The organism is Micromonospora sonneratiae (assembly GCF_042679305.1).
GTDB lineage: Bacteria > Actinomycetota > Actinomycetes > Mycobacteriales > Micromonosporaceae > Micromonospora_H > Micromonospora_H sonneratiae.
This window is the reverse complement of sequence record NZ_JBHTMP010000035.1, coordinates 23,597-44,452: the sequence shown is the minus strand read 5'-3', so window position 1 is coordinate 44,452 and position 20,856 is coordinate 23,597. Positions and strand designations below refer to the sequence as shown.

Genomic DNA, 20,856 nt, shown 5'->3' with positions numbered 1-20,856 from the left:
GATCCGCCTCGGCAGTGGTTGTCACTCAGGCAAGCGCGCCGGGGCGGGTGTTGGTACGACGACGGGCGCGGCCACGGGTGTCCCCGCGCGACCGCCGTCTGGTCGTACGGCCCCGGCGTCGGCCACTTCCGACCTTCGGCCAGCCGTCCAGGGTGGACGGTTGTACTCCGTTGCGGAGCATTTCGTCCAGAAGCAGCGCCAGGGAGTAGTCGGGCTGGTCCCGTAGTGCCCGTTCCACCGCCACGGCAGCCAGTGCCCCATGGCCGGCTCGCCAGGCCGCGAATGCCAGCAGGCTGGCCGGGGCGGCCACCAGGCCGGGCTCGACGCGGCGGGTCACCTCGGTCCAGAGTGCCTGCTGCCACTCGAACCCGTCGGTCCGTTCCCAGGCATGGTCGCGTACGGGAACGTGGGTGAGCAGAACGCTGAGCCAGGCCACCTCGTCATCGGTCAGCCGGCCGCCCTGGCGGTGCCGGTCCATGGCGGTACGGATCGCCGACGCACCGGCACTGCGCAGTGCCCGTCCACCGAGCAGATCCGCCGAAGGAGCCGAGTCGAGCAGGCGGACGGCGCGCTCCTCGGCACGCCGGGTGGCCCGCCGCATCGACTCCCGGACCGGACCACCCAGCGGAGCGACCTGGCTGGTCAGGGCGGCCCGGTCAGGCAGCGCCACCTTTCCGGCGAAGGTGGCCTCGGCGGCGACCTGGCTGCTGGTCGGGTCGTACGCCTTGCCCTCCATCGGGCAGCATCCCGGGTCGACGCAGAGGTAGGACCAGTAACGGCCGTCGGTGACCCGGAGTGCGTCGAGTACCCGCAGGCCGGCCAGTTCCAGCGCCGCCCGGGTCGCATCGACCGCCGGGGTGACCTGTTCGGCCGGGCCGTACCCGATGGCCACCGTGGACTCCACCTGCTGCCGGGCCACGATCTCCGCGATGTAGGCGGCGATCTCGTCGGCCCCGGGAGGCGGGTCCACGGTCGTCTGGTCCACGGTCGTCTGATCCACGGTCGTCGGGCCGTTCGCTTCCGGCCGGGATTCCGTGCCGGCCAGGTCGGCCCGCGCGACGAAGACGACCCGCTTGCCGCGCAGGGCGACCACCACGACGCTGTCGGTCGGATGGAAGCCGAGCAGGTACGGCACGGCGGCCAGCAGGTCGGCGGGTGAGCGTACGGACAGCAGGGGCAGGTCAGGCGAGGTCATGCGAGGAGGGTGGTCGCCCAGTCGTTTGATCGGAAGACCTGTTCCGGGACCTGTGGACGACACGCCACGTCATCCACAGTCACGGTTCGTAGTCGCGCTGATCAGCGACGACATGGAAAAAGATGAAAGTGTTGGCCTGCTGGCGGCGACCCTGGCAACGACGGTTACCTTTCCCTGATGGACCTGGCGTATCTCCGGGCACACCCACAGCATCTCCCCACCTTTCTCACCCACCAGCGGATCCGTGAGACGCCGGTCTCCGGCGGGAGCATCTGCACCGCCTCCCGACTCACCCTCGACGATGGCAACTCCGTCTTCACCAAGTCCTGGCCGGAGGCGGCAGGGAGCAGTGCGCAGGCTGGTTCCGGGGCACGTCGTCCGGTCGTACCGGAAGGGTTCTTCACCACCGAGGCGGCCGGGCTGCGGTGGCTACGGGCGGCCGACGCGGTGCCCGTACCGGAGGTGATCGTGGCGCTGCCGGAGCTGCTGGCGCTCGACTGGATCGAGCCGGGGTCCGCGACGCCAGCGGCAGCGACCCGCTTCGGGCGGGAACTGGCCGCACTGCACCGGGCCGGGGCACCCGCCTTCGGTGCCGACTGGCCCGGTTTCATCGGCCCGCTGCCCCAGGACAACACGCCGTCGGTCGGACCCTGGCCGACCTGGTTCGCCGAGCGCCGGCTCACGCCGTACCTGCGGCTCTCCGTCGACAACGGCGCGCTCTCCCCGGCGGAGGTCGCCCTGGTCGAGCAGGTGATCTCCCGGATCGAGGAGTACGGCGGAGCCGAGCCCCCCGCCCGCATCCACGGTGACCTGTGGCCCGGCAACGTGCTGTGGGCAGCCGACGGCCGGGCCTGGCTGGTCGATCCGGCCGCACACGGGGGGCATCGGGAAACGGACCTCGCCCAGCTGGCCCTCTTCGGTGGTGCGCCTCACCTGGCTCGGGTCCTGGCCGCCTACCAGGAGGTCTGGCCGCTGGGCGATGGCTGGCAGGAGCGGGTGCCGGTACACCAGTTGCACCTGATGTTGGTGCACACCGCGCTGTTCGGTGCCGGCTATCGAGAGGCGGTACACAACACAGCTGCCAGCGCAATGCGCACGTAACGCGCTACCGTCGAGCGGTGACCGCCCCGCAGCCGACCGTCGAAGCCCTCACCGATGGGTACGGTCGCGTCGCAACCGACCTTCGGGTGTCCCTGACCGACCGATGCAACCTGCGCTGTACGTACTGCATGCCGGCGGAGGGCCTGCCCTGGCTGCCCAAGCCGGAAGTGCTCACCGACGACGAACTGATCCGGCTGGTCCGGGTGGCGGTGCAGCGTCTCGGGATCACCAAGGTCCGGTTCACCGGGGGCGAGCCACTGCTGCGCCCGAACCTGCCGGCCATCGTCGCCGCCGTGGCCGAAATCGCTCCCCGGCCCGCCCTGTCGCTGACCACCAACGGGATCGGGCTCGACCGGCTGGCGGGCCCGCTGCGCGCGGCCGGGCTCGACCGGGTCAACGTCTCCCTGGACACGCTCGACCCGGCACGGTTCGCGGAGTTGACCCGACGTAAGCGGCTGCCCGACGTACTGGCCGGGCTGGCCGCGGCAGCGGAGGTCGGACTCACCCCGGTGAAGATCAACACGGTCCTCATGCGGGGCATCAACTCCGACGAGGCACCCGCACTGCTCCGGTTCGCCCTCGACCACGGCTACGAGCTGCGGTTCATCGAGCAGATGCCCCTCGACGCCCAGCATGCCTGGGACCGCAAGTCGATGGTCACCGCCGACGAGATCCTTGCCGCGTTGCAGACCGAGTTCACCCTGTGTCCGGATCCGGCCCACCGTGGTGGCGCACCGGCCGAGACCTGGCTGGTCGACGGCTTCACCGGAGGCACGGGCCGGCCGGCCCGGGTCGGCATCATCGGCAGCGTCACCCGGCCCTTCTGCGGTGACTGCAACCGGACCCGGCTCACCGCCGACGGCCAGATCCGGGCCTGCCTCTTCGCCCGGGAGGAGGCCAACCTGCGCGACGCGCTGCGGGCCGGGGCGGACGATGCGGAGTTGGCCCGACGCTGGCAGATCGCGATGCGGGGCAAGAAGGCCGGACACGGAATCGACGATCCGTCCTTCCTGCAACCGGCCCGCCCGATGTCGGCAATCGGCGGCTGACCGTGGGCGGTGACCTGACCGTCCGCTACTTCGCGGGCGCCCGGGCCGCTGCCGGGGTCGACGAGGAGAACGTCCCCGCCGGTCTCACCCTCGACGGCCTCGCCAGGGAACTCATGGTCCGGCACGGCAACCAACTTCTCGCCGTGTTGACAGTCGCCAGTTTCCTGGTCGACGGAACGGCCTGGCATGATCGGCAGGCACCGCTGCCACAGGGGGCCACGGTCGATGTTCTACCGCCGTTCGCGGGCGGCTGAGAAAGGGCAGACGGGTTGGCGATCATGGGATTCGTGGCGACGCTGGCACTGGTCACCGGCCTGATCCACCTGTATCTGTGGAAGCGCCTGGTCCGGGACACCACCCGCCGGGGCCGCTGGCGTCGGGTCGGCACGGTGGTCATGCTCGTACTCGCCCTGCTCATCCCGGCGACCCTCGTCGGCTCCCGGGCCGGCATGAACTGGCTGGCCTGGCCCGGGTTCCTCTGGCTCGCCGTCATGTTCTACCTGCTCGTACTGCTGCTGGTGCTGGAACTGCCGATGCTCGTCGCGAAGCTGGTGATGCGGCGGGCAGCCACCCGCCGGTCGGCCGGTACGCCAACGACCGAGCCCGCCGTCGAACCGGCCCGCGAACCGACCCTGGAACCGGCGCATCAGCCGGCCCGTGAAGCAGCTCTCGAACCGGCTCTCGAACCGGCCCTGGTCGGTGCCGCCGATACCGGTGCCAGTGCCGATGCCGGTGCCGATGCCAATGCCGATCCCGACGTCCCACCGCCACCGGCGGCACCCGTCGAGCCGCCCACCGATCACGATCCGAGCCGTCGGCTGCTGCTGGCCCGGGGAGCCGCCATCTTCGCCGGACTCACCGCCGTCGGCGTCACCGGCTACGGCGTACGCACGGTTCTCTCCCCGCCCCGGGTCGGCCGGGTACAGATCCCACTGGCCAAGCTGCCCCGCAGCATGGACGGCCTACGCATCGCCACGGTCTCCGACATCCACATCGGGCCACTGGCCGGACGGGCACACACCGAGCGGATCGTCTCGGTGATCAACCGGCTCGACGCCGACATCGTGGCGGTCGTCGGTGACCTGGTCGACGGCACGGTCGCCGAGCTGGGCGACGCGGCAGCTCCGCTGCGGGACCTACGGGCGAAGCACGGCAGCTTCTTCGTCACCGGCAACCACGAGTACTACTCCGGGGTCGAGGAGTGGGTCGTCGAGGTCGACCGGCTCGGTCTGCGTGTGTTGCAGAACGAGCGGCAGGAGATCCTCGCCCGGGGCGGCGCGCTCGACCTCGCCGGTGTCAACGACCCGGCCGGCGAGGGTCTCGGGTTCGCCACCGGGCCCGACTTCGCTGCCGCGCTCGGCGACCGGGACACCAGCCGCCCGGTCGTACTCCTCGCCCACCAGCCGATCCAGGTGCACGAGGCGGCCAGGCACGGCGTCGACCTGCAACTGTCCGGGCACACCCACGGCGGCCAGATGGTCCCGTTCAACTATCTCGTCCAGCTGGAACAGCCGGTCGTCGCCGGCCACGCCACCATCGACGGCACGCAGATCTACGTCACCAACGGTGCCGGTTTCTGGGGGCCACCGGTACGGGTCGGCGCACCGCCCGAGGTGGTCCTGGTCGAGCTACGTTCCACCTGATCCGAGGCGTAGCGGCGGTCAACCGGGCGGCTCGTCGCGACGGTCAGTCTGGCTCTGGTGATGCTGCCCGGCTACTTACTTCCGACCAGAGTCGACTTGGGGACACCGCAAACCGAGCTCTCCACGCCAACGCATCAAGCCGGACACCCTCACGACCTTGCCGGGACCCTGCTGAAGGGGTAAACCCTCTCCCGCCAAGCGTTCGGATAGTGGCTGCCAAGCGCCGCCGCTCAGGCTGACCTCAAGTCAGCAGGACGCAGGCGACGGGGTTCCAGCGGGCAGGGCGACCAGATGCGTACGCCGCTCGGTTCGCGTTCCCACCCGGTCCCCTGCAACCGATCGTCCTGCGCCGGAGGAAGAGAGGGAGCGGCAATGAACACGATGGCAAGATGTCGTGGTCTGGTCAGCGGACTCGTCGCAGCGGTGGCCGCCGTGACGGTGGTTGGGGTCGGCCTGGCCGCGCCGGCCTCGGCGAACCCACCCGGCCAGGAGATCGTCTCGGTCGGCTCGGGTTGGAACAGCACCAGCAAGAAGATCACCGCGCCGTGTCCGTCCGGCAAGGTGGCCAGCGGTGGCGGCGGATACCCGGCCGGCTCGACCCATGTGCACGGGCGCGTCGCCCTCGACCGGCTGGAGCCACTCGCCGGCGACGGTGGATTCGTCGCGACGATGTGGGAACTCGGCGACGTCTCGGACGACTGGGCTGTCACCACCAAGGCGGTCTGCATCACCCAGCCCGCCGGCTACCAGGTGGTCTCAGCCACCGCGCCCGTCGAAACGGTCTCGGCCACGGTGAGTTGCGGAACGAAGAGCGTGATCGGTGTCGGCGGTCGGATCAACGGCGGCTTCGGCGATGTCGTGTTGGACGAGGTCGTACCCTCCTTCGACCTGAAGTCGGTGACCGTCCGCGCGGTGTCGGTGCAGGGCTCGACGCGTACCGGCTGGAGCGTGACCGCGATCGCCGTATGCGCCAACGCTCCCGCCGGCCTGGAACTGCTCACCGCATCGAAGCCGTTCACCAGCGACTCCGAGCAGAACACGGACAAGACGTGCCCGGCCGGCAAGGCGCTCTACAGCGCTGGCGTGAACATCGGTGCGGGTAACGGGCAAGCGGTGCTCACCGGGGTGAACCTGTCGACGAACCTCACCGTCCGGGCCTGGGCGAACGAGGATGTGGATGGCTACGGCGGAGTCTGGGACATCACCGTCTACGCCATCTGTGGCTAGGCCACAGCCGCAAACCGGTCGGGCCGGTCCACCATCCCCGGTGGGTCGGCCCGAGACGGTCCGGTCGGGCTGGCGCGACCGGGCGAGGTGATGCCGAACACATCCGGGCCCACCGGGTGAACCTTTGCCGCGGCAGCGGCTACCCAGGGTGGGATGGATGCGACGGTCGCCGGGCAGCAGGACGCCGACCGGCGGCTACTGCACCAGGTGGCCGCCGGTGACCAGTCCGCGCTCGAACGGCTGTACGTCCGGCACGGCCCGGCCCTGCTGGCGTACGCCGAAGGGCTCCTCGCCGACCGGCAGAGCGCCGAGGAGGCGCTCCAGGACACGCTCCTGGCCGTGTGGCGGGCAGCCGACTCCTTCCAGGCGCGCTCCACCGTACGGACCTGGCTCTTCGGAATCTGCCGCCGGCAGGCGCTGCACCGGCTGAGAGCACGCGGACCGGCGTACGTGCCGATCGACACCGCCGCTGAACTGGCCACCGGTGAACCCGGCCCGGAGGCCGTCACCCTCGCCCGGGCCGACGCCCGGGCGATCGCCACGGCGATGGCGGGACTGAGCCCGATCCACCGGGAGGTGCTGGACCTCGCCTTCGGTGCCGGGCTGGCCCACGACGAGATCGCCGCCGTGCTCGACGTACCGGTCGGCACGGTCAAGAGCCGTCTCCACCACGCCCGCGCCATTCTGGCCCGTGCCCTGCCGAGCGAGGCAGACGGGGTGTCGGGGACACCCGGACCGGTTACCACGAGGGGAGGCCGCCGATGAGCCATCCGACCGGCCGGCTGGCCGAGTACACGGCCGGCACGCTGCCGGAATCCGAAGCGGCAGCGGTCGCCACGCACCTGTCGCGGTGCGGGGCCTGCCGGCGGGACGTGGCTGCCTGGCAGCGGGTGGCCGAGGGCGTCCGGACCCGGGTGGCACCCGCACCCACCGGCCTCTTCGCGGCGCTACGCGACCGGCTTGCTCCGGCGTCCCCGGGGCCGGGGGTGCTGCCGCCGTACCGGGCGATCCCGGGCACGCGGCCGATGGCCCGCGCCGTGGATCTTCTCGCCCATCAGTGGCGGCTGGTGGGTTGGCGGGTGTGGGTCGTCTCCGCCGTGGTGCTGGCCGCCGGGATGGCCGTCGCGGGTTGGGCGAGCGTACCGGCGGAACCGGTGCTCGCCACGGTCGTCCCGCTGGTCGCGGCACTCGCGGTCGCTGCGGCCTGCGGCAACGATGATCCGCCGAGTGAGCTGATTCAGGCCGCGCCGACATCGGTACGAACGATCCTGCTGGCCCGCCTGACCCTGGTCCTTGGGGCGGTCTTCGGGGCCGCCGTGGTCGGCTCGCTGGCGCTGAGCCTGGCCGGTGCCGGCGGGCCGGGCCAACTGCTGGCCGCCTGGCTCGGCCCGATGGTCCTGCTCTCTGCGGTGAGCTTCGCCCTGTCGCTCACGTGGCGCCCGGCGGTTGGCGGCTCCGCCGCCCTGTCGCTGTGGGCGGTACGGGTGCTGGCCGCCTCCGGTTCGCTCGACGCCGACCTGTCCGGTGTGGTCGAGGCGGTGTGGCGGACGACGTGGCCTTCGCTGGCCGTGGCCGGTGCCCTGGTGGTCGGCGTACTGGCCATCGCGCCCCGGCTGCCGCTGACCGGGACAGCACGGTTCGGACCATGAACGACGGGGAGTGACCTGGATCACCATGCCGCCGGGTGAACCGGATGACACGGTGTGCCTACTCAGCTGGCGTGGAGATCTGGAGGCACGAGGCGAGCCGGCTCGGCTGGGTGGCCCCTGCCGCACCGGCACTGGCGATCCTGCTCACGGTCGCCGGGGCGCTGCTGGTCGGTGGTAACGGCGCGGGACGCACACAGGTGTCCGGTGTCCTGCTCACCGGGCTGGAGGCGCTGCTGCCCCTGGCGGTGGCACTCGTCGCGGCGTCGGTCGTCGCGGCCGAGCGGGCGCGGGAACTACACCTGTCGCTACCGACCCGGTACGCCACGGTCCTGGGCCGTCGGCTCGTCCTGCTGGGCGGAGCCACCGCCGTCATCGCCGTCGCCTTCTCGGTCGTGCTCTGGTCGGCCGACCTCTGGACCGGACCGTCGCCCCTGACGTCCCCGCTGGTCTGGGCACCGCCGGTGCTGTGGCTGACCGGTCTGGCGATCTTCGTCGGGCTGCTCACCCGCAGCCTGCTGCTGGCCACGACCGTGCCGGCCGGTCTCTGGCTGGCCCAACAGATCTTCGCCCCGGCGTTCACGACGCACGACTGGTTACGACCGTTCTACCTGTTTCCGGTCACCCGGCTCGACGCGTATCCGGGCTGGGTCACCGACCGGCTCCTGCTGGCCGCCGCAACCCTGCCGCTGGCCGCCGGTGCCGTGGCACTGCTGCGCCGGCCGGAACGGCTGCTAACTGAGGAGGAGGTGTGACCGGGATGACGAAGATGCTGCCGGTCGCCTGGTACGAGTTCCGGATGCAGATCCGCAAGCGGTCACTCTGGATCACGATCGTGCTGATAACGGGACTGCTGGCCGTCGCCCGTTCCGGGATGGGTCCCCGGTACGCGTCGGCCCCACCGGGGGCGTCCGCTCGGGAGGTGATGGCCCGGTGGGCGTTCCTGTTCGCCGTCCTCCTGCCGATCGGGTTCGGCATGGTCCTGGCCGACCGGCTGATCCGCGACCGCCGGTTGCGTACCACCGAGCTGCTGACGAGCCTGCCGACCGGCGTAGGCGGTCAGCTGGGCGGCAAGTACCTGGGCAGCATCGCCGCGACCGGCACCCCCGCCCTCCTCGCCATGCTCGCCGCAGCCGGCTACGAGGCGGTACGCCGAGGCGACGTCGCCATGGTGCCGTGGGCTGTCGTGGCGTTCGCCACGGTGCTGCTCCCGGGGCTGGCGTTCGTGGCGGGATTCGCGCTGGCCTGCCCACTGGTCCTGACCACGCCACTGTTCCGGGTGTTGTTCGTCGGGTACTGGTTCTGGGGCAACACGCTCCTACCGGAGACTCTGCCCACGCTGACCGGGTCACTGCTGACCCCGAACGCCAGCTACCCGACCAGTTGGCTGCTGGGCACCACCGTCAACTATGCGGGCATACCCGGCCCGCTGTCGTTCCTGCGGCCGGCACCGACCGGCGCGACCGCCGCAGCCAGCATCGTCCTGCTCGTCGTCGTCGGCCTGCTCCCCCTCGCGGTGGCCGGCCTGCTACAGACCCGCCGACGTGCGGCCTGATCACCGGAGGCGATCCAGATGGACATTCAGATCACGGGACTGTGCCGGTCGTTCGGTCGGGTCGCCGCGTTGCGGGGCGTGGACCTGACGGTGCCGGGCGGGATGTTCGGCCTGCTCGGTGGCAACGGCGCCGGCAAGACCACCCTCATGCGCGTCCTGGCCGGGGTGCTTGCGCCGGGTGCCGGTCGGGTGTCGGTCGGCGGCCATGACCTGGCGAGCCGGGCCGGGCGGCTCGCCGTCCAGCGTCGCCTCGGGTACCTGCCGCAGGATCTCGGGCTCTACCCGGACCTGTCGCCCCGGGAGTTCCTCGACTACGTGGCCCTGTTGAAGGGACTGGACGACACGGCGGCGCGACGCCGGCAGGTGGGAGAGCTGCTGGACATGGTCGGGCTGACGGAGGTGGCCGGCCGACGCATCAAGGGTTTCTCGGGTGGCATGCGGCGGCGGGTCGGGATCGCGCAGGCGTTGCTCGGTGACCCGGCGCTGCTGGTGGTGGACGAGCCGACCGCAGGGCTCGACCCGGAGGAGCGGGTACGGTTCCGCACGCTGCTGGCGGGGCTCGCCGGGCGGCGCACCGTACTGCTCAGCACCCACATCGTCGAGGACGTGGCGCAGACCTGCCACGACGCTGCGGTGCTGGCCGCCGGCCGAGTGGTCTACACCGGCTCGGTGGCCGAGCTGGTACGGACCGGCGAGGGCGCGACCTGGGAGGTACGTACCGCCGGTGCGCCGCCCACGGTCGGCGTGGTGGTCTCGGCGGTCAGCCGGGCCGACGGCACCGTCTACCGGGTGGTGAGCGAGGTACCGCCCGCGCCCGACGCGACGCCCGTCGCTCCGTCGCTGGAGGACGGATACGTCGCGCTGATGCAGCGCCACACCTCGGCTCCGCCGTCCGCCTGACGAGCCCCAGAGAATGGTGCCAGGCGTACCCGGCTGATCATCCGCTGCGGAGCTGGCCGCACTGCGCGGTGATCAAACCTGGTCACTGCGGAGAATCTGTCGACGGCCCTGAAGCTGTAGGCGGAACGTCGGGTGCCTCGAGTCACAACAGATTGACGTTGACCCAAGGATGTCACAGTTGACCGGGTCACTCACGGCAGGTGTCTGCTACTTCGCCCGCAGGCAGCAGGTCGAGCCGCTACTCGAAATAGCCCACTTCCCCTTAAGCTAGGTTCAATGCTAGCATCGACCGACGCAGATGAGCTGGAAAACAATTTGCGCGAACACTGGAGGCCTTCATCGGAATACACCACCATGTCCGCCACACGAAGAAACCCCTTCTCAACCCAGTCTGCAATGACACCACTAACAGCCAAGACACTTTGCTGCATAGATTCTCCAACAAAACCATTCGAACCACTAGCGCTAACGCGAACTCGCTCAGTTCCATTGCTCAATCAGGTGGATGCGACTGCGTGGCGAGCAAGAAGGCTATCGCCCCCGTCGCATTAACCGCCAGCACAACAGGAGGCCCAAGTGAAATTTAAACTGAAAACAAGCGGGCGAATAGTCGCTACGGCGATTGTCGCGACAGGGATCTTCGTTAGCACACCAAGCCCTGTCAGCGCCGAAGCTCCTGACTGCTCATCCAGTCAAAGGTTCGGCGAGGGCGGATACTACAGGGTGAACTGCAACAAAGAAGTGACCGGCTATTACCGAGCCTACGCATGGTGCAAGGGCTCCCCAACGTCACCCTTGTCCGAAATATCTTATGGACAATGGGTAACCGGCGGAAACACTTCGCAAGCCACATGCACCGACGGCGAATTTCCATACTATTCTTCAGGAAATGTCGAATTCGCTTAAAAATAAAGATCATCGAAGTTCGGGAATGCGGCACCGGCAACACCTACGATAGCGCGGCGACCCATGGGTCCTTCGAAGTTGAGCGGGGTTTGCGCCGAGTGACGGCCCGGATGTGAGAGCGCCGTCCGCGCCTGGGCCAACGAGGACGTGGACGGGTACGGCGGGATCTGGGACATCACCGTCTACGCCATCTGTGGCTAGGAAATCATCCGCAGTTCGTCGGGCCGGCTCACCGCCATGGTGCGCCGGCCCGACCCAACGCGGCAGCCTGCTCGCTGAGGGCGTACCCCGGATGCCGTCCCGGCAGCCATCCGCGCGCACCACCGTGCTCGTCGCGGACCTGCACGTCCGGTCTGCCGAAACCCCGGAGTCGAAGTTACTCGTCCATCGACCTCGACCACCTCGCCACCCGTTGATCATCGTCGGCCCGGGATAGCGCATGTCACCTCTGAGCGTGGCGCCAAGCGCGGGCACACCCGAGCATGGAAGGATGCGGCGTGCTTCCGTTCAGCGCCGCGCCCCCCGGCGGCTCCTCCGTGGGCACCCGTCCGTTCGTCGCGGACCTGCACATCCACTCGAAATACTCACGCGCCTGTAGCCGTGACCTCAACCTGCCGAACCTGGCGTGGTGGGCCCGACGCAAGGGCATCAGTCTGCTCGGCACCGGTGACTTCACCCACCCCGCCTGGTACGAGCACCTGCGCGAGACCCTGCAACCGGCTGAGCCCGGCCTCTACCGGCTGAGCCCGGAGGTCGAACGGGACATCGCCGGGCGGCTGCCGCCCCGGCTGGCCAGCATCGCCGAGGCCAGTCCGGTCCGGTTCCAGCTCAGCGTGGAGATCTCCACGATCTACAAGCGGGACGACCGCACCCGTAAGGTGCACCACCTGATCTACCTGCCCGATCTGGACGCAGTCGCCCGGTTCAACACCGCGCTCGGGCGGATCGGCAACCTGGGCTCGGACGGCCGGCCGATCCTCGGCCTCGACTCGCGTGACCTGCTGGAGATCACGCTGGAGGCGAGCCCGGACGGCTACCTCGTCCCGGCGCACATCTGGACGCCGTGGTTCTCCGCGCTCGGCTCGAAGTCCGGCTTCGACGCGATCGCCGACTGCTACGCCGACCTGGCCGACCACATCTTCGCCGTCGAGACCGGGCTCTCCTCCGATCCGGAGATGAACTGGCGGGTCTCCAGCCTGGACCGTTACCGGTTGGTCTCCAACTCCGACGCCCACTCCCCGGCCGCGTTGGCCCGGGAGGCCACGGTCTTCGACACCGAACTGGACTACTTCGCGGTCCGGGCGGCGATGCGTACCGGCGACGGGCTGCACGGCACGATCGAGTTCTTCCCCGAGGAGGGCAAGTACCACGCCGACGGGCACCGGGTGTGCGGCATCAACTGGCAACCGGAGCAGACCCGCCAGGTGGACGGGCAGTGCCCGGAATGCGGTAGGCCGCTCACGGTCGGTGTACTCAGCCGGGTGGAGGATCTCGCCGACCGGCCCGAGGGCCACCGACCGGGGACCGCGCCCAGGGTCACCCACCTGATCCAGTTGGCCGAGATCGTCGGCGAGATCAACAATGTCGGGCCCAAGTCGAAGACCGTGCAGGGCCAGCTCAACAGCCTCGTCGCCGCACTCGGCGCAGAGTTGGACATCCTCACCACCACCCCGCTCGACGACATCTCGACGGCCGGCGGCGAACTGCTGGCCGAGGCGATCGGCCGGGTCCGCCGTGGCCAGGTCCGCCGCATACCGGGCTACGACGGCGAGTACGGCGTGATCACCGTCTTCGAGCCGGGTGAGCTGAACCGGTCCGCACCCGGTGTGCAGGCGGACGCGCTCTTCGACGTACCCGTGCCCGAGCAGCGGAAGCCGGCCGAGCCGGCAGCGAAGTCCCGCACCCGGACCCCGGCGAAGGTCGAGCCGAAACGGCGGGCGCCCCGGGTCGCGGCGAGCCCGCCGCCACTCCCGCCGATCGCCCCGCCGCCGTCGCCGCACGAGCCGTTCGAGCCGATGCTGGCCGGCATGGAGGAGGTCGGCACCGGCCTCCTCGACCGGCTGGACGCGATGCAGCGGGTCGCCGCCTCGGCCCCCGGCGGACCGCTGCTGATCGTGGCCGGTCCCGGCACCGGCAAGACCCGCACGTTGACGCACCGCATCGCGTACCTGTGCGCGGAACTCAACGTCTTCCCCGAGCACTGCCTGGCGATCACCTTCACCCGTCGGGCCGCCGAGGAACTACGGCACCGGCTGGACGGGCTGCTCGGCCCGGTCGCCGAGGCCGTCACGGTGGGCACCTTCCACTCGCTCGGGCTGTCGATCCTGCGGGAGAACGCCCGCGCCGCCGGCCTGCCGGAGTACTTCCGGATCGCCGACGACACCGAGCGGACCGCCGCCCGGACCGAGGCCGGAACCGACGACACGGCATACACCAAGCTGCTGCGCGCCCAGGACCTGGTCGACCTGGACGAGCTGGTCACCCTGCCGGTGAGCCTGCTACGCGACGATCCCGAACTGGTCGAACGCTACCGGGACCGGTGGCGGTGGATCTTCGTCGACGAGTACCAGGACGTCGACGCCGTACAGTACGAACTGTTGCGACTGCTCAGCCCGGCCGATGGGAACCTGTGCGCGATCGGCGACCCCGATCAGGCGATCTACTCGTTCCGGGGTGCCGACGTCACCTACTTCCTCCGATTCTCGCAGGACTTCACCGACGCACGACTGGTCCGGCTGACCCGCAACTACCGTTCCTCGGCACCGATCCTGGCCGCCGCCGTGCAGGCCATCGCGCCGTCGTCGCTGGTCCGGGGACGGCGGCTGGACCCGGCCCGGCTGGACCCGGAAGCGCCACTGGTCGGCCGCTACCCGGCCCGCTCGGTCGCCGACGAGGCCGACTTCGTGGCCCGTACCGTCGACGACCTGGTCGGTGGACTGTCCCACCGTTCGATGGACGCGGGACGCAGCGACGGCCGGACCTCGACCGTCTCGTTCTCCGACATCGCGGTTCTCTACCGTACGGACGCCCAGGCGGCACCGGTCGTCGAGGCGCTGGGCCGAGCCGGTATCCCGGTGCAGAAGCGGTCCCACAACCGGCTGCGGGACCGGCCCGGGGTCGCGTTGATCGCCCGGGAACTGCGGCACGCCGACGGGCTCGGCGGGTCACTGGCCGCGCGGGTACGCCTCGCCGGACAGGTGCTCGCCCAACGGTTCGCCACCCCCACACTGGACGCTCCGGTCGGGGTGGAGCCGGCGGACATCTGGAGTGCGGTCGACGTACTCACCCCGCTGGCCCTGCGCTGCGGTGACGATCTGCCGCTCTTCCTGGCCCAGATCGCCACCGGTGCCGAGGTCGACGCGCTCGACCCGCGGGCCGAGGCGGTCACCCTGCTCACCCTGCATGCCGCGAAGGGGCTGGAGTTCCCGATCGTCTTCCTGATCGGCTGCGAGGACGGGCTGCTGCCGTTCCGGTTCCCCGGCACCGACCCGACCGAGGACGAGGTGGCCGAGGAACGACGGCTGTTCTTCGTCGGGCTGACCCGGGCGCAGGACCGTCTCTACGTCACCCACGCCCAGCGCCGGCACCGGCACGGACGCGAGTACGACTGCCGTCCCACGCCGTTCCTGGACGCGATCGACGCCGGGCTCTTCGAACGGTTCGGCGACAGTGCACCACGCCGCCCGAAGGACCATCAGCTCCGCCTGCTGTGAGGTGAGGCAGGGCCCTGCCCGGAAAGGGGCCCTGCCCGGAAAGGGGCCCTGCCCGGAAAGGGGCCCTGCCCGGAAAGGGGCCCTGCCTAACGCCCAAGCAGGGCGGCCAGCAGCGCGCCGGTGAGTAGTGCCGGACCGAGCGGTAGGGCGGTCCGGCGATCGATCCGTCCAGAAAGCAGCAGGCCCAGGACGACCACACCGTTGACGACGTGTGGCAGGACCAGCCCCAGCAGTACGGTGGGCCAGCCGAGCCACCCCAGCGGCAGCCCGAGTACGCCGGCCAGCTTGACGTCACCGAACCCGAGCCGGGAGCCGGGCAGCAGTGCCAGCAGGACGTACGCGGCGGTGCAGACCAGGGCACCGGTCAGTGCGCGGAGCAGTGGTTGGGGCGTACCCAGGGCGAACGTCGCAGCGACCAGCCCGGCCAGCGCGCCAAGTCCCGCAGCGGCCACCAGGGGATCGGGTAATCGCAGACTGATCAGGTCGATGACGGCCAGTGGTACGCCGACGGCCGCCACGGCGAGGAACGCGGGTAGCGCCGGATCGCCGGCCAGCCCGGCGGCCAACAGCCCGAACGTGGTGGCTCCCGCGACGGTGGTCGACCAGGTCGGCGGCCCCAGGCCAGCGGCGCAGCCGGGACACCGGACCGCCGGCCCGAGCCATCCGGTCAGGCCGCGCGGAAACGGGTGGGCACACCGGTCGCAGGCGCTACGTGCCGGCGTTCCCGACCGGACAGCCAACCGATGAGCCAGTCGAGGCGTGCTTGCCCCGATCACCGCGCCGAGTACGGCGGTGGCGAGCACGGCCAGCATGTGCCCGGATGCTATCCGGGCCGGGCAAGGCAGGCCGGGCACCAGGACCAGCCGGGCACGCCTGGCCAGTCGGATAAGCCGGGTCAGTAGGACCAGGTACGCCGACGGGTCTTCAACCGCACGGCCTACGGCTGCCCACAGGGATGGCTGATCCACAAGCGGGCTTCCTGGACAGCCAATTGACGACAGGTGGGCGAAGTCACGCAGGTAGAGACGTTGATGGGACTGGGCATATCGGATAAAGCAGGTGCTCCTGACCCGGCTTGACGCGATTTCGGGAGTGAGGCTGTCGCCGGGGCACGCTACCGTGACCGAAGCGGATCCTCTCCCGCCAGTTGGCCAGCCCCTTCAGCATCCCCCGCACGGAGGAAGATCGATGTCTCACCACGGACCGAGCGGTGGGCCATACCCCGGCCGGCCGTCAGATCCGTGGTCGGACCGGCAGGACGGATACATCGAACCGTCCGACCCGTGGGGCGGTCAGGCGCTGCCATCCCCTGGTTACGCGGCGGACTACCCGCCCCCGCACTATCCCGTACCCGGTCATCCATCCGGTGCCGGGCCGGCCTGGCCGGTTACGGGCCCGCCCACCGGCCGTAAGCCACGAAGGACACCACTCATCGCCGCACTCGTGACGTTGGCGGTGCTGGTCTGTGGCGGTGGCGCGACCGGGATCTATCTTCTCGGCCAATCCCAGGGTAGGAAGACCGACGAACCGACTGTCCTGCCGACCGGTGCAACTGGACCAACCGGGCAGGCCACCAACACCACTGAGGCGACGACGTCCCCTACGCCGGGAGCGCCGTCACCGACCGACGCACAATTCGTCAAGGTTGGCGAGTGCGTGAAGAATGAAGGCGACACCAGCAAGCCGAAGCTAACGATCACCCCGTGCGCCCCGAAGACGTACGAGGTACTGCAACGCTTCGACGGCGCCACCGACGGTGAGGACGACGCCAAGGCCAAGTGCTCGAAAGTACCGGGCTACACCGACTGGTACTTCTTCAACAGCGGGTTCGACGCGCTCGATTTCGTGCTCTGCCTCAAGTTGCGCTAACTACCACTGATCCTCTGGGGAGATCATGTCAAGCTACGGACCGCCCGGCCCGAGCCAGCCCGAAGACCCGTACAACGAGCCAACCACGGCGATGCCTGGTGGTTACCCGCCGGCCCCGCAGAGCCCGTCCTCGCCCGGTGGCTACCCGCCGCCTCCGCCCCCTCAGCCGCAGTGGGGACAGCCGGCCCAGCCCGAGCAGCCACAGTGGGGCCAGCCGCAACAGTCCGTACCGCCGGCACCGCAGTGGGGGCAGCCGGCCCAACCGGAACAGCCACAGTGGGGCCAGCAACCGCAGTCCGTGCCACCCGCGCCGCAGTCCGTACCGCCCGCCCCCCAGTGGGGACAGCCGGCCCAACCGGAACAGCCGCAGTGGGGACAGCCGGCCCAGCCCGAGCAGCCGCAGTGGGGCCAGCAACCGCAGTCCGTGCCACCCGCGCCGCAGTCCGTACCGCCCGCCCCCCAGTGGGGACAGCCGGCCCAGCCCGAGCAGCCGCAGTGGGGTCAGCCGCCGCAGTCCGTACCGCCCGCGCCAGCGGAGCAGTCCTGGGGACAACCGCCGCAGTCCGTACCCCCCGCACCTGCCGAGCAGGCCTGGGGCCAGGCGGCGCAGGCCGGGCCGTACGGCCAGCCGGAGCAGCCGCAGTGGGGTCAGCCGCAGCAGCCCCCGCAGTTCGGAGCGCCGGTTCCGCCGGCCAAGAGCGGTGGCGGCGGAAAAATCGCCCTCATCATCGGCATCGTCGTCGCCGTACTCCTGCTCTGTGTCTGCGGCGGCGTGGCCTTCTGGGCGTTCAACTCCGACGACGAGGACGACCCGATCGCCTCGCCGACCCCCACCGCCACCGCGCGGGCGGACCAGTCGCCGACCGCGAAGCCCTCGCCGACCAGGTCGCGCAGCGACGACAACAACAGCACCACCTACTCCAAGGGCGACTGCCTGGTCAACGATGGCACGAACTCAAACCCGAAGCTGCGTAAGGTGCCGTGCGGGCCGGGCACATTCGAGGTGCTGTCGCGGATTCCGTTCACCGCTGACGCCGAGAAGTGCCAAACCGACCCGATCTTCGGGGCCAAGGAGGCGGACGCCAACTACGTCCACGACTCCTCGTCCGACTATGCCGACTACGTGCTCTGCTTGAAGAAGCGTTGATAGCAGAAACTAGGGCTGTCTAGCGAAACTGCTAGACAGCCCTAGTTTTTTGTCGACGGCGACACGCCATCGCGACCTCTACGGATATCTAGGCCTACCGCTAGACATGCGGATACGGTTCGATACGTGGATCCGGTCCGCAACCCGTACGCACCCGGCGCCGGCCAGCGTCCGCCCGAACTCGCCGGCCGTGGTCGGGAACTGGAAGTCTTCGACATCGTCCTCGAACGGGTGGCCCGGGGACGTCCGGAACGCAGCCTCATGCTCACCGGCCTGCGCGGAGTCGGCAAGACCGTGCTGCTCAACACGCTGCGGTCGCAGGCGATCGGGCGACTCTGGGGCACCGGGAAGATCGAGGCCCGCCCGGACCAATCACTACGTCGTCCGGTGGCCGCCGCCCTGCACATGGCCGTACGCGAACTCGCGCCGAACCACCGCGCACCCGACCGGATCGACGCCTTCCTCGGTGTCCTCAAGGCCTTCGCCCTTCGGGGCGAGCCCGGCCCGACCGGTCGCGGTGCGGCCCGGCCCCGACTGCGGGACCGCTGGCAGCCCGGCATCGACGTGCCGGCGGCAACCGGACGGGCCGACTCCGGCGACATCGAGATCGACCTGGTCGAACTGCTGACCGACGCCGCCGACGTCGCCGCCGACGTCGGTACCGGAATCGCGATCTTCATCGACGAGATGCAGGACCTCGGCCCCGAGGACGTCTCCGGCCTCTGCGCCGCCTGTCACGAACTGTCCCAGTTGGGCTCCCCGTTGATCGTGGTCGGTGCCGGCCTGCCACACCTGCCCGCCGTACTGTCGGCCGCCAAGTCGTACTCGGAACGGCTGTTCCGCTACCAACGCATCGACCGGCTCGACCGACTCGCCGCAGATCAGGCATTCTGCGCTCCAGCCGTACGGGAAGGTGTCGAGTACGAGCAGAAGGCCCTCGACCTGCTCTACGAGAAGTCCGGCGGCTACCCGTACTTCGTGCAGGCGTACGGCAAGGCCACCTGGGACCACGCCCCACGGTCACCGATCACCCCATCCGACGTACGGGTGGCGGCGCCGGAAGCGGAGGCGGAGCTCGCGGTCGGCTTCTTCGGGTCCCGGTTCGAGCGGGCGACCCCGGCCGAACGCGAGTACATGCGGGCGATGGCCACCCTGTCCTTCGTCGCCGACGAAGCCGACGCCGAACGCCGTGACGACATGGACGCGGCCGTGCCGACCGCCGACATCGCCCGGTCCCTGGGGCGTAAGCCGGCCAGCCTGTCACCAGCCCGGGATGCGCTGATCAAGAAGGGGCTGATCTACTCGGGCGAGCGTGGGACGGTGGCGTTCACCGTGCCGCACTTCGGGCGCTACCTGCGCACCCAACCCGCATAACCGCCTCAGCCCTGAGCTGCCTCAGCCCTGAGCTGCCTCAGCCCTGCACCCATGCCTGTCAGACCTGTGCCCAGGCCTGCGGAAAGCTCACCTCGCCGCTGGGCGGTGGCTCGGCTCCGCTCACCGCCGCCGGCAGCACCAGCGCCTGCCACGGATCGCCGAGGCCGGACCAGTGGCTGGTCAACGAGAACCGAGCTCCGGGCTCGAAGCCGAACCGGCGGTAGAAGGCGGGATTACCGAGCACGACGACCAGCCGCTCACCGAGCTCAGCGGCGGCGTCCAGGACGGCCTGCACCACCGCCGTGCCGTACCCGTGTCCCTGCCGGTGCGGACGCACCGCAACCGGGCCCAGGGCCAGCGCCGGCACTATCCCCGGATCCACCCGGACCCGGGTCAGCAGCGCGTAGCCGACGATCTCCCCACCGACCTCAGCCACCATCGACAGCTCCGGCAGCCACGCCTCACTGGCCCGCAGTGCCTCCACCAGCCCGACCTCGGCGGGCACCGGTACGTCGGGACGGGCGAACGCCTCGGTCACCACCTGCTTCACCGCCGTGGCGTCGGCCGGCCCCTCGGGTCGCAGCCGAACAGTAGTCACGCCTGGCGACGCTACCGGTACCGCAGCAGGTCATGCATGACGAATTGCCGGAGATGGCAATAGATGACCACCAAGACCGGCAAATGAGGTTATGCAGATGAAGTCCGGCAGATGACCGGGTGATCAAAGCCGCAGCAGGGTATGAAGTTATCCATGAGACCCCTACGTAGCGTCGCTCGGGTACTGCTGAGCGGGATCTTCGTGGTCAGCGGGGCCCGCGCCATCGCCAAACCCGACCCGCTGGTACCCCGTGCCAAGGAGGTCACCGATCGACTCGCACCGCTGCTGGCCAGGACACACGAACGCATCCCGACCGACGCCCGGACCCTGGTCCGGGTGAACGGCGCGGTGCAACTCCTCGGTGGCCTCCTGTTCGCGACGGGTCACTTCAGTCGGCCGGCCGCCGCCGCACTGGCCGGCAGCCTCGTACCGACCACCCTCGCCGGTCATTCGTTCTGGACCATGGAGAACCCGGCCGACCGGGCCAACAATCAGATCCACTTCATGAAGAACCTCGGCCTGATCGGTGGCCTGCTCCTCGCGGCGGCCGACACCCAGGGCCGCCCCGGACTGCGCTGGCGGGCCAGCCACGCGGTTCACGACGGGCAACGGTCGGTACGGCGCGCTCTTCGTACCGCCCGACGGGACGCCCGCATCGCCGTGATGTCGGCGACGACCGCTCGACGCCTACCCGGCTGACCGCCCCGAGCCGCCTACCCGGATAATCTATGTCGATAAAGTGCACTAGGTAATGACCCAGACACGGAGCTGGTGAATTACCTTAACTACACCCTCCGCGTTAACGCGGTAGAAATGTCGCGAACTCGTGTGGGATCGGACACGGTCGCATAACGCGGGAGGCAAACCAGTGACACACCGTTCTAGGCTCCTTGGTGGACCTGGACGGAAACCACAACATCGGTACGGGGGTGG

General features: G+C 69.9%; 18 protein-coding genes. 15 read left to right on the top strand and 3 right to left on the bottom strand.

Going from position 1 to position 20,856, the window contains the following annotated elements; genetic code table 11:
- Positions 1 to 25: 25 nt before the first annotated feature.
- Positions 26 to 1,195 (bottom strand): DUF4192 domain-containing protein, encoded by a 1,170-nt coding sequence (locus ACFQ4H_RS21515; RefSeq protein ID WP_377573006.1) that lies wholly within the window; start codon positions 1,193 to 1,195, stop codon positions 26 to 28.
- 177 nt (positions 1,196 to 1,372) lie between these two features.
- Here ACFQ4H_RS21515 and ACFQ4H_RS21510 point away from each other — a divergent pair, with 177 nt between their 5' ends.
- The 11 genes from ACFQ4H_RS21510 to ACFQ4H_RS21460 all read left to right on the top strand — a co-directional run bounded on the left by ACFQ4H_RS21510 (position 1,373) and on the right by ACFQ4H_RS21460 (position 14,935).
- Positions 1,373 to 2,296: a fructosamine kinase family protein gene (locus tag ACFQ4H_RS21510; RefSeq protein WP_377573004.1), complete on the top strand. Its 924-nt coding sequence runs from the start codon at positions 1,373 to 1,375 to the stop codon at positions 2,294 to 2,296.
- Between the two features lie 17 nt (positions 2,297 to 2,313).
- Positions 2,314 to 3,345 (top strand): GTP 3',8-cyclase MoaA, encoded by a 1,032-nt coding sequence (gene moaA / locus ACFQ4H_RS21505; protein ID WP_377573002.1) that lies wholly within the window; start codon positions 2,314 to 2,316, stop codon positions 3,343 to 3,345.
- A gap of 2 nt (positions 3,346 to 3,347) precedes the next feature.
- Positions 3,348 to 3,599 carry a MoaD/ThiS family protein gene (locus ACFQ4H_RS21500; RefSeq protein ID WP_377573000.1) on the top strand — a complete coding sequence of 84 codons (252 nt, stop codon included), beginning with the start codon at positions 3,348 to 3,350 and terminating at the stop codon, positions 3,597 to 3,599.
- Between the two features lie 24 nt (positions 3,600 to 3,623).
- A complete protein-coding gene (locus ACFQ4H_RS21495; RefSeq protein WP_377572998.1) occupies positions 3,624 to 4,988 on the top strand; it encodes a metallophosphoesterase in 1,365 nt (454 codons plus the stop codon).
- A 372-nt stretch (positions 4,989 to 5,360) separates the two neighbouring features.
- Positions 5,361 to 6,215 carry a hypothetical protein gene (locus ACFQ4H_RS21490; RefSeq protein WP_377572996.1) on the top strand — a complete coding sequence of 285 codons (855 nt, stop codon included), beginning with the start codon at positions 5,361 to 5,363 and terminating at the stop codon, positions 6,213 to 6,215.
- A 153-nt stretch (positions 6,216 to 6,368) separates the two neighbouring features.
- Entirely contained in the window at positions 6,369 to 6,980 is a 612-nt protein-coding gene (locus tag ACFQ4H_RS21485) for an RNA polymerase sigma factor (RefSeq protein WP_377572995.1), read from the top strand.
- Positions 6,977 to 7,864 (top strand): zf-HC2 domain-containing protein, encoded by an 888-nt coding sequence (locus ACFQ4H_RS21480; RefSeq protein ID WP_377572993.1) that lies wholly within the window; start codon positions 6,977 to 6,979, stop codon positions 7,862 to 7,864. Before ACFQ4H_RS21485 ends, ACFQ4H_RS21480 begins: the two co-directional genes overlap by 4 nt.
- A 71-nt stretch (positions 7,865 to 7,935) precedes the next feature.
- A complete protein-coding gene (locus ACFQ4H_RS21475) occupies positions 7,936 to 8,616 on the top strand; it encodes a hypothetical protein (protein WP_377572991.1) in 681 nt (226 codons plus the stop codon).
- Positions 8,613 to 9,416: a hypothetical protein gene (locus ACFQ4H_RS21470; protein ID WP_377572989.1), complete on the top strand. Its 804-nt coding sequence runs from the start codon at positions 8,613 to 8,615 to the stop codon at positions 9,414 to 9,416. Before ACFQ4H_RS21475 ends, ACFQ4H_RS21470 begins: the two co-directional genes overlap by 4 nt.
- A gap of 18 nt (positions 9,417 to 9,434) precedes the next feature.
- Positions 9,435 to 10,316 (top strand): ABC transporter ATP-binding protein, encoded by an 882-nt coding sequence (locus tag ACFQ4H_RS21465; RefSeq protein ID WP_377572987.1) that lies wholly within the window; start codon positions 9,435 to 9,437, stop codon positions 10,314 to 10,316.
- A gap of 1,403 nt (positions 10,317 to 11,719) precedes the next feature.
- Complete coding sequence (locus tag ACFQ4H_RS21460; RefSeq protein ID WP_377572985.1) at positions 11,720 to 14,935, top strand: UvrD-helicase domain-containing protein; 3,216 nt, start codon at positions 11,720 to 11,722, stop codon at positions 14,933 to 14,935.
- An 86-nt stretch (positions 14,936 to 15,021) separates the two neighbouring features.
- Here the strand turns inward: ACFQ4H_RS21460 and ACFQ4H_RS21455 are convergent, their stop codons facing one another.
- Positions 15,022 to 15,903, bottom strand: coding sequence for a prepilin peptidase (locus ACFQ4H_RS21455; protein WP_377572983.1), 882 nt, complete (start codon positions 15,901 to 15,903; stop codon positions 15,022 to 15,024).
- 220 nt (positions 15,904 to 16,123) lie between these two features.
- On the opposite strand from ACFQ4H_RS21455, the gene ACFQ4H_RS21450 reads away from it, so the two are divergent.
- The 3 genes from ACFQ4H_RS21450 to ACFQ4H_RS21440 all read left to right on the top strand — a co-directional run bounded on the left by ACFQ4H_RS21450 (position 16,124) and on the right by ACFQ4H_RS21440 (position 19,325).
- On the top strand, positions 16,124 to 16,804 hold the full coding sequence (locus ACFQ4H_RS21450) for an LppU/SCO3897 family protein (RefSeq protein ID WP_377572981.1): 681 nt from the start codon (positions 16,124 to 16,126) through the stop codon (positions 16,802 to 16,804).
- A gap of 25 nt (positions 16,805 to 16,829) precedes the next feature.
- Positions 16,830 to 17,951: an LppU/SCO3897 family protein gene (locus ACFQ4H_RS21445; RefSeq protein WP_377572979.1), complete on the top strand. Its 1,122-nt coding sequence runs from the start codon at positions 16,830 to 16,832 to the stop codon at positions 17,949 to 17,951.
- 126 nt (positions 17,952 to 18,077) lie between these two features.
- Complete coding sequence (locus tag ACFQ4H_RS21440; protein WP_377572977.1) at positions 18,078 to 19,325, top strand: ATP-binding protein; 1,248 nt, start codon at positions 18,078 to 18,080, stop codon at positions 19,323 to 19,325.
- Between the two features lie 58 nt (positions 19,326 to 19,383).
- On the opposite strand, the gene ACFQ4H_RS21435 is transcribed toward ACFQ4H_RS21440, so the two are convergent.
- A complete protein-coding gene (locus ACFQ4H_RS21435) occupies positions 19,384 to 19,923 on the bottom strand; it encodes a GNAT family N-acetyltransferase (RefSeq protein WP_377572975.1) in 540 nt (179 codons plus the stop codon).
- Positions 19,924 to 20,076: 153 nt separating this feature from the next.
- On the opposite strand from ACFQ4H_RS21435, the gene ACFQ4H_RS21430 reads away from it, so the two are divergent.
- Positions 20,077 to 20,622: a DoxX family protein gene (locus ACFQ4H_RS21430; RefSeq protein WP_377572973.1), complete on the top strand. Its 546-nt coding sequence runs from the start codon at positions 20,077 to 20,079 to the stop codon at positions 20,620 to 20,622.
- The last annotated feature ends 234 nt before the right edge of the window (positions 20,623 to 20,856 follow it).

Coding starts and splice junctions, on each gene's coding strand:
- ACFQ4H_RS21515 (WP_377573006.1), bottom strand. CDS start 1,195: ATGACCTCGCCTGACCTGCCCCTGCTGTCCGTACGCTCACCCGCCGAC.
- ACFQ4H_RS21510 (WP_377573004.1), top strand. CDS start 1,373: ATGGACCTGGCGTATCTCCGGGCACACCCACAGCATCTCCCCACCTTT.
- ACFQ4H_RS21495 (WP_377572998.1), top strand. CDS start 3,624: ATGGGATTCGTGGCGACGCTGGCACTGGTCACCGGCCTGATCCACCTG.
- ACFQ4H_RS21490 (WP_377572996.1), top strand. CDS start 5,361: ATGAACACGATGGCAAGATGTCGTGGTCTGGTCAGCGGACTCGTCGCA.
- ACFQ4H_RS21485 (WP_377572995.1), top strand. CDS start 6,369: ATGGATGCGACGGTCGCCGGGCAGCAGGACGCCGACCGGCGGCTACTG.
- ACFQ4H_RS21480 (WP_377572993.1), top strand. CDS start 6,977: ATGAGCCATCCGACCGGCCGGCTGGCCGAGTACACGGCCGGCACGCTG.
- ACFQ4H_RS21465 (WP_377572987.1), top strand. CDS start 9,435: ATGGACATTCAGATCACGGGACTGTGCCGGTCGTTCGGTCGGGTCGCC.
- ACFQ4H_RS21450 (WP_377572981.1), top strand. CDS start 16,124: ATGTCTCACCACGGACCGAGCGGTGGGCCATACCCCGGCCGGCCGTCA.
- ACFQ4H_RS21445 (WP_377572979.1), top strand. CDS start 16,830: ATGTCAAGCTACGGACCGCCCGGCCCGAGCCAGCCCGAAGACCCGTAC.
- ACFQ4H_RS21430 (WP_377572973.1), top strand. CDS start 20,077: ATGAGACCCCTACGTAGCGTCGCTCGGGTACTGCTGAGCGGGATCTTC.